The sequence below is a fragment of the Mucilaginibacter gossypiicola genome, from assembly GCF_900110105.1.
Lineage (GTDB): Bacteria > Bacteroidota > Bacteroidia > Sphingobacteriales > Sphingobacteriaceae > Mucilaginibacter > Mucilaginibacter gossypiicola.
Genome location: NZ_FOCL01000002.1, coordinates 213930 through 227856 on the forward strand (window position 1 = coordinate 213930; position 13927 = coordinate 227856).

A 13927-nucleotide genomic window follows, 5' to 3' on the forward strand; every position below is an offset into this window, starting at 1 on the left:
ACTTTAAATTCACTTTAACACCATGAAAGCTATCGTCAGAAATTTTCTGCTTGCCTGCCTGATCTCCACTTTCGCCTTTTTTGGTATTTTGGGAGCAAGCAATGCGCATCAAAAGTTAGATGCAAAATTACCGGTGAAAGAACGTGTCATCAGGAATGCCGAAGTCAGAAAACAAACATTTACTTTGTTTGGTGTTATAGGATTAACATGGGTGCTATGCTTCTGGCGTTGTGGTGTGATCAATCGGAAGCTTAATGAAGAACGTTTATATAGACAGCGTTTCAATGAATATATGAGAAGCAATGTTTTTCACCGCCAATATCATTGATTACCTTAATGTTTTTTATTTTGCAAGTTCTAAAGCGGATACCTTAACCGCTTTATTGTGATAAGGTTCCTCTAAAAATAAACTCAAAAAGACGCCAGATAAGCATGTCATTATAAAAAATGTGATAAATTGGGCTATATCAATCATTTAAGCGCAAGATCATGAAATTTTATACCTGTTATTTTATACTTGTTTTACTTCCCTGGCTTTCTTTCGCACAATTAAAACCACACCTTTTAATACTTACTGACGTTACCATAATTGATGCCGGGCATCCGGTACCATCGACTCATCAGACTGTTGTTATTACGAATGGGCGAATTGCCGGGGTTTTTCCGACAGGAACTACAGCGCTCCCCGATTCTGCTGTTGTCATTAATTTAAAAGGGAAATATTTGCTGCCTGGTTTGATCGACAGCCATGTGCATATGGCTACCGACCCGGGCGGTACTGATAACCGAGCCCATACTTTAGAAGTATTAAGGCAGATGCTTTATAGTGGTATAACAACAGTTCGGGATATGGCTGGCGACGCAAGGATATTAGCCGAACTTGCCCGCGATGCTGGTGAAGGTGAATTTACGTCACCTGGAATTTACTATTCTGCATTGATGGCGGGACCCCCATTTTTTAGTGATCCAAGAACACAATCATCAACAAAAGGTGGTATGCCCGGTAATATGCCCTATATGAAAGCCGTAACAGATACGACTAACCTGGTGTTGGCGGTAGCGGAAGCCAGGGGTTGCGGTGCCAGTGGCATTAAGTTATACGCAGATCTTTCCGCTGCTTTAGCTAGGAAAATTATAACTGAAGCAAAAAGACAAAACATCCCCGTGTGGTCGCACGCTTGGTTGCAGGGTGCAAAGCCTTCCGACCTTGTTAACGGCGGCTGCATTTCAATTTCCCACGCGCCGCTGCTCATTTATGAAAAAGTAGAAAAGGTGCCTGATTATTGGAAGAAAGGCCACCATGACGCTGCTTTCTGGGATAAATCAGTACCTGCGCTGGATGAGTTGTTTGATGAGATGAAACAACATCACACCGTATTCGACGCAACGCTACTGACTTATAAAAAATGGGCTGATAGTGACACCTCTATGCAATGGGACTATGAGATCGCCAAACGTATTACTACTCGTGCCTATAAAGCAGGCGTTACTATTTGTGCAGGCACGGACGATGATCAGGAACAATTCGTACAGGAAGAGATGCGTTTGCTGGTAACCGATGCCGGGTTCAGCCCATTTGACGCTATCGTAGCGGCAACAAAAAATAGCGCAGCTGCAATTCACCTGAATGGAGTTAAAGGAAGTATAAGTACCGGTATGGATGCAGATATACTCGTGCTTTCAAGCAACCCGCTAAGCAATATAGATAATATCAAATCGGTCGAGATGGTAATTAAAGGAGGTAGGGTCTACCAGAAATAACTTTTCCCGCTACTAACCGTACGCTGATACTGTAAAAAATAAGTTTCCTCTGCGTTCTCATGGAACAAGCCTGGGTGCTATCTACAGTTCTGGCAGCTTAGGTTTCAGACTCTTTATTCTATTACCTTTTCCGTCCTTTTAGTTAGTTTAAATATTATCAGTTTGCGGACATGATAGTTTTGCGGCATGATACAACGCTGATTTTGCCTGTAAGTCCACAAAATGAGCAATACCTTTTTCCTGATATGCAGTTAATGTTTCCAGTCTTTTATACACCACCTTAAGTAATCTTCTTGCGACAGCGACAATGGCTTTTTGCGCTTTCATACGTTTACGTAGCTTATCAAATAAGGCGTGCCAGTAAGAATCTTTCATGCGAACCGCAGCCCATGCCGCGCCAACAATGGCAACTCTTAAATAAGTGTTGCCCTTTTTAATTGCAGTGTTTTTGCGTTTACCTGCACTTTCGTTATTACCCGGCGCGATACCGCACCACGCAGTAAAGTGATCCGCCGTTGGAAATCGGCTCATGTCTTTTCCAGCCTCGCTGATAATGATTTCTGCTGATTTGATACCTATACCACTGATGCTATCAAGACATTCAAAAGCTTGTGCATAATGCTCACTGATGATTTCAGTAATTGATTTGTCTAAAAAGTCGACCTGCTTTTGCACATGATCATAATCTTCCAATAACATCTGTAGTTGGGTTTGGTGATAGGCTTGAAGTGTACCATCCAAAGCTTTAACTAATTGGTCTTTCTTTTTGATTACTTTACCTCTGGCGCAATTCAGCAGTTGTTCCTGATCTGTAACTCCTTTGGCCAATAGTCGTATCATATCCATTGCCGATAAAGTATGTATGGAACTAATGACAGAACGAAGTTTGATATTATTGCTTTCCAATATCTTAAGCAAGCGGTTCCGTATTCGGTTGAGTTGCCAAGTGTAGAATAAGCGATTCCGGCAATAATCTCTGATAATCCGTTGTGTATTGTCTGGCATAAAGCTTGGCCTTACTAACCCGTGCAATAACAACGTACAAAGCCACTTAGCATCTTTGCGATCAGTTTTGCGCTTCGGCATCTGCTTGATATGAACTGGATTCGCCACAATGACTTCAATATTGGCTTCAGTAAGTATAGCGTATAAACTCATCCAATAAATGCCAGTGCTTTCCATCAGACAATGATGAATATCATTCTCCTGCAGCCAGTCTCTGATCTCTTTGAGTTCACAGGTGTAAGTACCAAATTCCCTAAATTCTTGATTGCTGCCATCTTTACCGGAAATAAAGCCAACGATCTTGTCTTTGTGCATGTCCAAACCACAGGCTTTATCTAATTGAGGCATAATGTTTACATCTTCAATTACTTGCTGTTTCATAAATATCCTCCGTTAGTTATCTATGCAATACATTTTTATGAGCCTGGGTGTTTTTCAAATCATAATACTTAGGTTAAAGCCCCCTTGCAGCGAGTGCGAGGGGGCTTTTTTTGTGGTCAAATTTTATTGATTGCTGTTGTTATTAAACTGCGATATCATATACCTTAGCTTTATGTTAACGCCGATACATCTCGAAAAAGAAACCTTAACTATCCAATCTTTTGAAGCCCTTGATTTTCAGCGTTGGTCGGAGATGGTGGAAGATGTTTACGCTTTACTTTCCGATAACCAGGCTTTAAAGTATTTGCCATTTAAACGGCTCCATTCAGTCAATGACGCTGATTTATGGTTAAAAAACGCATTGATCAGCCTTCATTGCGGACGTAAGTATCTGCATTTTATTCGCACGAAAAGTAATGGGCGAATTATCGGGTTTATTGATATCATCTCACCCGGCCTGGCCAAAGAACATTATCAACTTCAGCAATATCCTTATTTTATCGAGTTTTGTATCAAAACCGAATATTCCCAAAAAAAGTTAATGTCTTCATTACTTCCGGATTTTCTGGACTCGCTGCGGAATCAGCAAGTTGGCGAAATAGCAGCAGTAATTAATCGCCAAAATATCGCTGCAAAAAAGTTACTCGCTCGTTCGGGCTTTACCTATTGCAAGTTATTCGATGTAGGCCAGGATATTTATCAATTTTCCGCAGGGCAGGTTAAAGTAGCTTGATTTGTGTTAAATGCTTTAACGATAATAAGTTCAACTGCTCATTCGTCGTTTAAAATTATTTAGTTATTTTCTAAATTTGAATAAACCAAATGAAAAACTATGGGCTTTTTTTCATTTATCTCCAAATTGCTGGGTATCGGCCGGCACTGGAATGGTTCTCCGGAACAGTATTTGGCTATGGTACAATACATGGCGAAAAAGAATAACCCTAATTTTACGCTTCAGGAATTTCTGCAATGGGGTGAAGTCATGCAAAAAGTAATGAAGGTGAATTTGAAACCATATAAAGACTTCAGAGAGTTGCTTGAAAAAGGTGATCCTGATTATTCTATGGTAGAAAAGCTGGATGGAAAATTATCCGAGCTGAATAAACGACGGGAACTTAAACAGGCGATTTATGGTCCGAATGCAAGGCTTGGCGATGATGATGTGATGAATAGCAATTCCAAAAGTGCCATTGAGGCTCGCAATATGGTCAAAGACCTTTCTCAACATGTTCGGTTTTCGGATGACGATCAGAAGATAATTGACGATATGTGAGTGGCCTTTCTTCGGTTTAAACCGATCCGAATAACCCGCTTCCTTAGTTTACTGGTTGTTGTTCATCGTAAAATTGATTAATTTTATTCTGGATATGGAACAAGCGTTCGAGATCGACTATGATGGATTGCCTGCTCAGGTCAGTGAACACCATTTGGAAGATATGCGCGTTTTCCGGATAGTATTTAGCGACAAGCGGAAACCCCTGATTGTCACTGTGGCAGAGAAGCCAGGCGGAAAAAAATGGTGGACATCAGTGCCGCAAGGCCGGCAGCAAGAAGCCGAAGAAGTTGGCAAACTAATTGCGGATTATATCCGTGCAAGAAGAAAGGAAAAAGGATAACCATGTGCTACTACAATGGACAAAAAGTAACAAGAGCGGAATTCATTAAACTGAAATCGCTTGAAAAGGCAGTAAGCAAATACAACTTCCTCAACGTTGGAGTGCATAACGGCTTCAATTATGCGCCTTGCGCCATATTAGTGCCCACGGAAAATGGTAAAGATTTCGAGATCGTGCAGGCGGAATGGGGCTATGTGCCCGGATTTATTAAAACGCGTGCGGAGGCTAATATCTTTCGGGCTAAATACATTACACTTAATTTTAAGTCAGAGAACCTGTTTATTAAGGAGGATGGCAAACGCTCTATGTGGGCCGACGCTGCCAAGAACCGCCGGTGCCTCGTGCTTTCTACCGGTATTGTTGAATCTCGGCATATCCCGAAGATTGGCAAGAAAGGTCAGGAGTTAAAGGAAACCATCAAATACGCCTATAATATACAGGTCAAAGGTCAGGATTACTTTTTCATGCCGGGGCTATACAACGAGTGGCTGGACCCTGAGACAGCCCAGTTCGTCAATACAGTTGCCATTGGTATTACCAAAGCGAATGAGCTGATGAAACAGATACATAACACGAAGCTACGGATGCCGACAATTTTAACGGAAGACCTCGCCTGGGAATGGCTGATGGAGAAACCCGGTGAGGATCGGCTGCAGCAAATTGCCCGGACCCAGATTCCTTCTCGTTTAATGGAATACTGTACAATCGACCCCGATTATCGGAAAACACTAGAGGCAACTCCACGCGATTTTCCGGATCTCGCTCCGCTTAATTCTATTTATTTATACCGCGAAGAACTGGAATTTGATCACTGGCCGGCGCCGGCATTTGAGCCGGAACCTCCGTCGGAGGCAGTGATTAACGAACAAACTGTATTGGCTGGGCGACCGGGAAACTTAACTTTGTTTTAAACGGCCTTCCACTAATTGCCTAACGATCTATTTTGACCGTAGTGGTATAACCGCTTTCAAATGTCAGGTTCACTACGCGTTCGCCCTTTGGAAGAGTGCGGTGAATAACATTGCGTGGAATATTGAATAATTGGTTGGGGGTGAGTTCTACCGTGTCATTTTCCATCTCAATGATCAACGTGCCTTCTAAAACTAGAAAACACTCATCCGAATCAGGATGCAGGTGCCAGAAATAAGGTTCGGTCATCACTGCCAAACGCACCACATGATCATTTGTTAAAGCGACCGGCAAATTTTTGTAAGCTTGTGTGGTCGCTGCTTCACTGAAGAGATCAATCACTTTTAAATTCTCGGTACTGATTCCCGGAATATCAAAATCATTCTCTACTGTGCTGTTAAGCGCATCTCCTTCATCTTCTCCTGCCAGCCAAACCTCTTTGATATAGCCGCAGAAAATGTCAAAATGCTGCCTGGCAAAGGCGATCTTTTCCTCCCACTCGTCATCATTATCCATCTCGCACTGGTTGTAAAAAGAATTAATTACCATGTCCTGCATGGCCGGGTCACCTTGATGCACATTTACAGTATCTAAATAATCATGTAATTTTTGTTCATCTGCCGTCATAGGGTAAAAGTAATTAATAGCCCGCTTTATTTAAAATTCCGGCTTTTTGGAAACGGTTTTTTGAGATCCTCGGCGCTTAATACATTTTCGAAATAAGCATCGGCATACGGGTCGACTTTTTTAGCAGCACTGGAATTTTTGAGCTGACGGGCTTCGGCAGCCTTATCCTGGGTTAGCTGCCCGATCAGCCGCGAATAATCATAACATCTGGTAACGATCAGGTGCGTGCTCCCGCCTTCCTGCTGCACCCGGCCCTCCACGCAGAGCACATCGGAATACAGGATCTCTTTTGTAAACTTCTTAAAATTCTGTTTGAAAACCACCAGGTTACAGGTGTCCTTCTCATCTTCCAGCGTAATAAAGCATACGCCCTTGGCGGTACCCGGCCGCTGGCAAAACAGCATGATCCCGGCCAGGCGGACATAAGTTCCGTTCGGTACCGCTTTGACCTGAGTGGTCGTCAGGGCTTTAAGTTTTTCCAACTGCGGTCGCAGGAAGCTCAGCGGATGTGCTTTTATGGATAGGCCGGTGGTTGCATAATCTTGTAATACATGCTCCGACAACTGCATGAAAGGTAATTGCAGTTGCGGTTCGAACGCGCTGTTGGAGGCCTGCCCGGCGAAAAGCCCGATAGGCCGGTCTTTCAGCGCTTCGGCTTCCCATAGCGCTTCCCGGCGATCCAAGCCGATAGACCGGAAAGCGTCAGCTTTGGCCAGTAACACAATACCGACTTGGCTAACGCCGGCTTCCGCCACTTGTTCCATCCGCTTAAAGGGTATAATCCGTGCCGCCGTCAGAAAATGGATATCTTCTTCCCGCAGGCCCTTGATCTGGCGGAAGCCAATGCGCAGCGCGCAGAACTTGCCTTTCGCCTCTTCCAGGGTATAATCCCAGCTGGAATGATTGATATCCACATGGCGAAGTGAAACACCATGTTTGTAGGCATCACTGACCAGTTGAGCCGGCTGATAAAAACCCATCGGCTGGCTGTTCAGGATAGCCGCGGCAAAGACATCCGGATAATAACACTTGATCCAGCAGGACACGTAGACCAGGTGCGCGAAGCTCACGGCATGGCTTTCAGGAAAACCATAACTGCCGAAGCCTTCGAGCTGTTTAAAGATGCGCTGCGCAAAATCCAGACTATAACCCCGGCTGGTCATCCCATTGATGAGCTTGTGTTCAAACTTGGTCACCAGACCATTGAACTTGAAGGTCGCCATGCTTCTTCTTAACAGGTCTGCTTCGGTGGGCGTAAAGCCGGCGGCCACGATGGCCAGTTCCATGGCCTGCTCCTGGAAAAGCGGGATGCCGAGCGTGCGTTCCAGGATCGCTTTGATCTCGTCGGATTCGTAGGTCACTTCTTCCAGGCCCTGCCTGCGCCTGATATAGGGATGCACCATATCGCCCTGTATCGGGCCGGGCCGCACCAGCGCAACCTGGATCGCCAGGTCATAAAAATTCTTCGGACGCAACTGCGGTGCCATCACCATCTGCGCCCGGCTTTCCACCTGAAATGTACCGGCGGTGTCCGCAGCCGTAACCATCTCGAAAACTTTCGGGTCCTCCTGCGGGATATTGGCCAGCGTCAGGTCGAGCCCATGGTGTTTTTTAGCCAGGTCGAACGCTTTGCGGATGGCGGTCAGCATGCCCAGCGAAAGCAGGTCGACCTTCATAAACCCCAGCGCATCAATATCATCTTTGTTCCATTCGATGTTTGTCCGGTTGATCATCCGCGCATGAAAAACCGGGCACAGGTCGCTCAGCTTACCCTGGGTGATCACGAAGCCGCCGGTATGCTGGCCGAGCTGGCGGGGGAAGCCGATCAGCTGGCTGGTCAGCTGGATAACTTTGCGCAGGTGCCGTTCTTTGGGGTTGAGCCCCAGTTTGATAATCGTTTCACCGTCGATATGATCGTCCACCAGTTCCTCAAAAGCTTTGGATAATTTCTTTACCGTGTCTACCTGTAAGCCCATGGCGCGGCCCACATCCTGGATCGCACCCTTGCTTTGCAACACGGTTACGGTGGGAAGGATCGCCGCGCGGTCACGGCCGAAGCGGTTGAAGACATATTGCATGACCTCTTCCCGGCGCTCGTGTTCAAAGTCGACGTCAATATCCGGTGGCTCGGGGCGGTCGTCGGACATAAATCGGGAGAAAAGCAGCCGGTATTTCATCGGGTTGACCGGCGTTATCCCAAGGCAATAGCACATGGCCGAGTTGGCGGCCGAGCCGCGGCCCTGGCAAAGAATTTTTTGCGAACGCGCCCAGGCAACATAGTCATGCACGGTCAGGAAATATTTGGCGTGGCCGCGACGCTTGACAAAATCTAGTTCGAAGCGAAGCTGTTTTTCCAGTTTAGGTGCCAGATTCTCGCCAAAGAATTCATGTGCCCCGTTAAAGGTTAGTTCGGCGAGGTATTCATCGGCCGTCATTCCTTCAGGCACCAGCTCATCGGGATATTCGTATTGCAGGCTCTTGAGGTCGAAATTACAGGCGGCAGCGATCTTTTGGGTGTTGGCGATAGCTTCGGGGTACTGATAAAACAGGCGCTCCATTTCCTTCGCCTCTTTCAGATAACGCTCGGCATTCTGGTGTAGCAGATAGCCGGCATTAAAGATCGTGCGCTTGTGCCGCACACAGGTCAGCACATCCTGCAGCTCACGCCTGGCTGGGTCATGGTAATGCACGTCATTGGTCGCTACCATCGGGATATCCAGCTCCGACAGCAGGAACAGCCGCTTGGCGTCCCCGTCGGTAAAGGTCCGGCTGGCAGCGAGATAAAGTTGCGGCAAATGCTGCCGGTATTCCCGGACTTCGTTTCTGAACTTTTTGGGTAGCTCGAAATCCGCAGTGATGCTTTGCGGAGGAATAATGACAAAGATACTGCCTTCGCTGTACTGGTAAACGTCTTCCTTGTGAAGATAGCATTTCTCTTTTTCAGCGCGCAGGTTGCCTAGGGTGAGCAGGCCCGACAGCCGGGAATAAGCAGCCTGGTCTGTGGGATAAGCCAGCAGGCTCGGGCCGTCCAGCAGATCGAGCCTGACCGCCGGGATAAACTTAATCCCGCGATCTTTAGCAACCACGTAAGCGCGCACCACACCGGCGAAAGTATTGCGGTCGGTGAGGGCAATAGCGGTGTAGCCGAGATCAGCCGCCTGATCGACGAGTTCCTCCGGGTGGCTGCCGCCGAGCCGGAAGCTGAAATTGCTCGTGACCTGCAGCTCGGCGTAACTCATGGGAAATAACCGTGAATGAACCAGCGGCGGGTCTGGCCCGGCAAATCGTTGGGGGTACCGAACAGCCAGTAGCGCATGCCTTCTTCATCTTCCGCTACATAATAATCGCGGTAACCGCCGTCTTCGATCCACCATTCGTGATTGATCCGTTCAGGGCCGTCGGCCTGAACGATGATGTGTCGCTCATGGCGGTAGACGAACTGCCGGGGCGCGTAATCGGGCGTCAGCGCCATCGCCTCGATAGGCTCAGGTGGTTCCAATAGTTGTACCGGGCGGATCTTGTCTTCCGGCCACTCGCTTTCCGGACTTTTAGCCAGATCCGTCGTATTACCCGCGGCACGTTCAGGCCAATGGTGCTCCTGCGGCAGGTAACGGTGAATATGGTCTTTACCTACCCGTGCGCCCACGTTATCCAGCAGTTCAGCTATCTCCTCGCTGTCCGCGCCGGGTTTGCCGTTCCAGAGCAGGTTTTGCTTGTCGCTGGCGGGTTCGGTCTTCGTTGCGTCCAATATAAATAATTCGATGCCGAGGCCCGGCGCTATTTGGTCAAATTGCAGCGCGAACAACTTAAATAGGTGATCGGTGCGCTGGCTGGGATGATTGGTACCAATCGTTAGGTGACCCGATTTACCATCGATGCGGCAATAGGTCAAAAGAGCGCTGCGCAAACCGAGCCCTTCGCCATAAAGCCGTTTGCATAGGGTATCGATCAGCCCGTGTACGGTGTTCTCAATGACCTCGCGGGTGCGGATCGGTTCAAGCAGGGCAAGCCGTTCTGTATAAGGTACGGGCTCCTTGAGCGGCAGCAGGAACTCGGCTTCCTGCCCGAGCGCCTGGTATAACCGCAGCACCATATTGCCGCCGAAGCGGCGCTTCAGCACGGACTTGGGCAGGTGGATAAAGCTGCCGACCTGGTAAAAACCGAGCTCACGCAATTTGATCAACAGGTCAAGCCCTAAACGAAGGGAGGCGGGCGGCAACGGCATCAGCGCATTGCGCTGAGCGCCGGGCGGCACGATTAGGCCCGATTCGGCGCAGCGGGCAACCGCCCAGGCGCAGCCAATGGTGTCAGCCATACCGGGCCGGGTGGTATAACCCAGGCCTTTAAGTCGGCCGGTTAGATCCTTTAAAAAACCGGCCTCGCCGCCTTTCAGGTGGGTGCAGCCGGTGACGTCGAGCAGCAAGCCATCCGGCGGGTCGACCATGACCAGCGGCGTATAACGCAGGCACCATTCGGCCAGGCCTTTCAGCAGCTTGATATTACGGCCGGGTTTGTGTTCGAACAGCTGGATGCCGGGAGCGATCACGCGGGCATCCGCGACCGTAATGCCCGGCCTGATGCCGGATTGCTCGGCCAGCGCATTCATCGTCATGACCAGCATGCGCCCGTGATCCGCTTCGGTAAACGCCACCGGCAATTCGCGGAGCGACTTCAGACGGATCGCCTCCCGGTCGGTCAGTAAATATTTGAACCATATGGATACAAAACGCTTAGGCATAACGGCGATCACTGACAGGTTGTTGAATAGCTGCGGTTTGCGGATGCTGGAAGGCACTGTTCTTCCATTCCAGGGTCCAGGAACCGGGTTGTCCGTTCTTGACTTTGAGTAAGTCCACCTGCCAGCGCGGGTAGCCCACCCCGGGCATACCGGGGCGCAGTTTACTGCGCAAAGGCTTCACCGTCCAGCGGGCCGTGCAGGCAGTTGTATTTAATTGCTTGACATCCTTTCGCAGGATAAAGCCGGTGACCTGACTTTGTTCGATCGCCAGCTGCAGCCGCCGCGACTCCATAAAGGACAGCAAACGTGTTTCGCAGATGACCGCGGCGATGCCGCCGCACTTCAGGGCTTCTTCGGTGACCCAAAGCACATCTTTCTCCCGTGCCACATCAATAAAAATAATGCGGTCGGGGTTGACGCCGAAGCGTTTCAAGGCGGGCGGATAAATGCGGCGGGTATAGCTGACCCAAACACAAACACCTCCTTTTTCCAGCAGGGTCTGTATGATCCCGGCTATAAAACCGCCGATGGCCGCCGTAAATTCGGGGCGCGTACTGATAAATTCATGCAACGCGCCGGTTGGGAACACTTGGTTAGGAAACGCATTTTCAATGGGGCCCAGGCCAAATGATTGCCGCTCTTCCGGCGCCACGGGGCGGAAGCCTTCCCAGCCAAGGAGGTCCGCGCGAAGTTTGGTAATGATCTCATTTTTTGTCGCTGTCATATCCGTTACTTTAAAGATCAAAATTGAATTCAGGGAAACTGATGCCGGCGTCCCGGTTATATTGTCGGATCGCCGCAGCGATCAGGTTGAGTTCGCTGCTGCTGAACCGTTCATCGTCATCGTCGATAAAGGCCTGGGCCTGTTCCGGATAATGTATAGCCTCATAGTAAATTTCGAAATCTTGCGGGATCACCGGGGGCTGCGGATCTTCATATTCCACATTGACATAAACGATCGCACGCCGCTCACCGGCAATAATGTCATAACGGCAATAGCCGTCCGCATCCGCAAAATTCTGCAGCTGCTCTACCGTGATCGTGATCATTATGTTGTCTAATTCGAGTTCGAGAAAAAACGGGACCATACGCTTCAAATTTGGGACTATAAAGTTATGCTAATATTTTTAGTATTTTCTTCATCTTTTTTACAATTTTTTATTCACATTTGTTTTAGTGAAAAATAAGTTGTTCGACGACCTGCCTAAAACGGTGAAGATTAGCACCGGCAAATGGCTGTATATCCTGCGCGATAAAGGGGAGGGTTATTTACTCTACGATCCTATTAATGAAAAAGAAATGGGGCGTATCCTGGTTGACGATGCCGGCCAATGGATCTATGACGGGGAACAACTGGATGTTTATGAAGCGGAAGAAGTGGCCGGCGCGATCACCGGACACGAGAAGGAAATGGAAGAATTATTAAAGAGCCTGAAGGAAGATTGATGGAGCAATTATGTTTTTTCCCGGAGGCGGGTCAAAGTAAGGGCCTGCCAAAAGAAATGCTGGAATATATGCCGGGACTGTTCAGCAACGAAGAAAGCGATTACCTTTTGGAAAAATTCATAAGGGAATCGCCCTGGAAGCAACGGCTGCAAAAAATGTGGGACAAAGAAGTCCTGACGCCGCGCCTGACGGCGTGGTATGGCGACCGCCTGGAAGAAGATCCGATACCCTGGACGCCTGAACTGCTCATGATCAAGGCGAAAGTAGAGCCATTGGCAGGTGTGGAATTCAACAGCGTCTTATTGAACTACTATCGCGACGGTAATGATTCGGTGGCCTGGCACAGTGATAAGGAGAATGTATTAGGCAAACGCCCGGTGATTGCATCGGTCAGCTTCGGCCAGGTAAGAAGTTTCGATATCCGCAACAAGGCAGATCACAGTGAACAGTATTCCGTCCGGTTGGAACACGGCTCTTTCCTGCTCATGAAAGCCGGGCTACAGGAGGCATTCGAGCACCGTATTGCCAAATCGGCCAGGCCAATGAAAGCGCGGGTTAATTTAACGTTCAGGGTGGTGAAGCATCCCTATTGATCAGGAGTGTGTCCTGATCCGCCTCAAGATTTCAGCTAAGAGGTTTTGATCGTCGATACCCCCTCCGGTAATTTCCCAATCGTCTTCCATGAGTTCGATCTCAGCGCTAAAGCCGCCATTGATAAACACCAGGAAACGGCCCTCATCGGCCATCAACTGGATATATTTGCGCTCGTGAAAACGGTCGAAAGTAAAGGACAGTACGGTTTCCGAGTCATTCCCGGAAAGAAAAACGGGTTGGTTATCCTGAAGGACATCCACGACCTGCAAAATTTCGGCTTCACTCAGACGATTGCCGATGTATTTCCATTCGAAAGCTGTCAATCCGTTAAAATGCAGTTCACCCAAAAAGCCTGGATTAGCTTCGCCTTCCAGCTCCACGTATTCCAAATACTTTTCCAGCCTTTCCTCAAAGTCCTCTCCCTCTTCAGCCGGGTAACCCTTATAGATCCGGTAGGCATGGGTAGCCACATACAAGTCGCCTTCTTGCCGGTAGACCGGGAAAATATCGATGGTCTGTCCCTGGCCATCGTCTCTGATGATTTGCAGGAGTGCCGGATTGTTAAGCATAATGATCTTCGATGCGGTCACAGATTTTATGGAGCAGCGCTTTTTCAAGCGGCTCGCCCGAAAGTTGCTTCCAGTTGGTGTCATTGGTAACTTCGGCAATGACTACACCGTCCTTTTCCACGCCAAAGACATGGTTGGCCATTTCGGTGATCCGGTAGTCATGCTCAACGCCGGAGACCTCCTGGCAAAATTGAAAGCTATGCAGTTCTTCGTCGGGTTCCATAATGCAAGATAACAATCTTTACAGAACTTTGGTTTCGGCTATTATGAGGCTGTTGTAA

General features: G+C 48.3%; 16 protein-coding genes. 8 read left to right on the forward strand and 8 right to left on the reverse strand.

Annotated features, from left to right (window positions below; genetic code table 11):
* Nucleotides 1–22 precede the first annotated feature (22 nt).
* Complete coding sequence (locus tag BMX50_RS34195) at nucleotides 23–328, forward strand: hypothetical protein (RefSeq protein ID WP_143065099.1); 306 nt, start codon at nucleotides 23–25, stop codon at nucleotides 326–328.
* A 161-nt stretch (nucleotides 329–489) separates the two neighbouring features.
* Nucleotides 490–1761: an amidohydrolase family protein gene (locus tag BMX50_RS06120; protein WP_091209194.1), complete on the forward strand. Its 1272-nt coding sequence runs from the start codon at nucleotides 490–492 to the stop codon at nucleotides 1759–1761.
* A 147-nt stretch (nucleotides 1762–1908) separates the two neighbouring features.
* Here BMX50_RS06120 and BMX50_RS06125 read toward each other — a convergent pair whose 3' ends face one another.
* Nucleotides 1909–3147: an IS110 family RNA-guided transposase gene (locus tag BMX50_RS06125; RefSeq protein ID WP_091209198.1), complete on the reverse strand. Its 1239-nt coding sequence runs from the start codon at nucleotides 3145–3147 to the stop codon at nucleotides 1909–1911.
* A gap of 172 nt (nucleotides 3148–3319) precedes the next feature.
* On the opposite strand from BMX50_RS06125, the gene BMX50_RS06130 reads away from it, so the two are divergent.
* From BMX50_RS06130 to BMX50_RS06140, 4 genes are all read left to right on the forward strand, one after another.
* Entirely contained in the window at nucleotides 3320–3880 is a 561-nt protein-coding gene (locus BMX50_RS06130; protein WP_143065100.1) for a GNAT family N-acetyltransferase, read from the forward strand.
* A 99-nt stretch (nucleotides 3881–3979) separates the two neighbouring features.
* The gene (locus tag BMX50_RS06135; RefSeq protein WP_091209205.1) at nucleotides 3980–4420 is read left to right on the forward strand and encodes a hypothetical protein; all 441 of its coding nucleotides are present in this window, start codon (nucleotides 3980–3982) and stop codon (nucleotides 4418–4420) included.
* A gap of 94 nt (nucleotides 4421–4514) precedes the next feature.
* A complete protein-coding gene (locus BMX50_RS34200) occupies nucleotides 4515–4763 on the forward strand; it encodes a hypothetical protein (RefSeq protein ID WP_143065101.1) in 249 nt (82 codons plus the stop codon).
* Between the two features lie 2 nt (nucleotides 4764–4765).
* Complete coding sequence (locus BMX50_RS06140) at nucleotides 4766–5674, forward strand: SOS response-associated peptidase (RefSeq protein WP_167667827.1); 909 nt, start codon at nucleotides 4766–4768, stop codon at nucleotides 5672–5674.
* A 19-nt stretch (nucleotides 5675–5693) separates the two neighbouring features.
* On the opposite strand, the gene BMX50_RS34860 is transcribed toward BMX50_RS06140, so the two are convergent.
* From BMX50_RS34860 to BMX50_RS06165, 5 genes are read right to left on the reverse strand one after another with little or no spacing between them, the layout of a single operon-like run.
* The gene (locus tag BMX50_RS34860) at nucleotides 5694–6299 is read right to left on the reverse strand and encodes a cupin domain-containing protein (RefSeq protein WP_244280878.1); all 606 of its coding nucleotides are present in this window, start codon (nucleotides 6297–6299) and stop codon (nucleotides 5694–5696) included.
* 26 nt (nucleotides 6300–6325) lie between these two features.
* The gene (locus tag BMX50_RS06150) at nucleotides 6326–9538 is read right to left on the reverse strand and encodes an error-prone DNA polymerase (protein ID WP_091209211.1); all 3213 of its coding nucleotides are present in this window, start codon (nucleotides 9536–9538) and stop codon (nucleotides 6326–6328) included.
* Complete coding sequence (locus BMX50_RS06155) at nucleotides 9535–11037, reverse strand: Y-family DNA polymerase (RefSeq protein WP_091209215.1); 1503 nt, start codon at nucleotides 11035–11037, stop codon at nucleotides 9535–9537. Before BMX50_RS06155 ends, BMX50_RS06150 begins: the two co-directional genes overlap by 4 nt.
* A complete protein-coding gene (locus BMX50_RS06160; RefSeq protein ID WP_091209217.1) occupies nucleotides 11030–11761 on the reverse strand; it encodes an ImuA family protein in 732 nt (243 codons plus the stop codon). The genes BMX50_RS06155 and BMX50_RS06160 overlap by 8 nt, the downstream gene beginning before the upstream one ends.
* Before the next feature lie 10 nt (nucleotides 11762–11771).
* Nucleotides 11772–12086 (reverse strand): hypothetical protein, encoded by a 315-nt coding sequence (locus BMX50_RS06165; RefSeq protein ID WP_143065102.1) that lies wholly within the window; start codon nucleotides 12084–12086, stop codon nucleotides 11772–11774.
* A 127-nt stretch (nucleotides 12087–12213) separates the two neighbouring features.
* Here BMX50_RS06165 and BMX50_RS06170 point away from each other — a divergent pair, with 127 nt between their 5' ends.
* A complete protein-coding gene (locus BMX50_RS06170; protein ID WP_091209223.1) occupies nucleotides 12214–12483 on the forward strand; it encodes a hypothetical protein in 270 nt (89 codons plus the stop codon).
* Entirely contained in the window at nucleotides 12483–13076 is a 594-nt protein-coding gene (locus tag BMX50_RS06175; RefSeq protein ID WP_091209227.1) for an alpha-ketoglutarate-dependent dioxygenase AlkB family protein, read from the forward strand. The genes BMX50_RS06170 and BMX50_RS06175 overlap by 1 nt, the downstream gene beginning before the upstream one ends.
* Here BMX50_RS06175 and BMX50_RS06180 read toward each other — a convergent pair whose 3' ends face one another.
* Nucleotides 13077–13646 carry a hypothetical protein gene (locus tag BMX50_RS06180; RefSeq protein WP_091209230.1) on the reverse strand — a complete coding sequence of 190 codons (570 nt, stop codon included), beginning with the start codon at nucleotides 13644–13646 and terminating at the stop codon, nucleotides 13077–13079. It lies immediately after the preceding gene.
* Nucleotides 13639–13869 carry a hypothetical protein gene (locus BMX50_RS06185; RefSeq protein ID WP_091209232.1) on the reverse strand — a complete coding sequence of 77 codons (231 nt, stop codon included), beginning with the start codon at nucleotides 13867–13869 and terminating at the stop codon, nucleotides 13639–13641. Before BMX50_RS06185 ends, BMX50_RS06180 begins: the two co-directional genes overlap by 8 nt.
* Nucleotides 13870–13927: the final 58 nt, after the last annotated feature.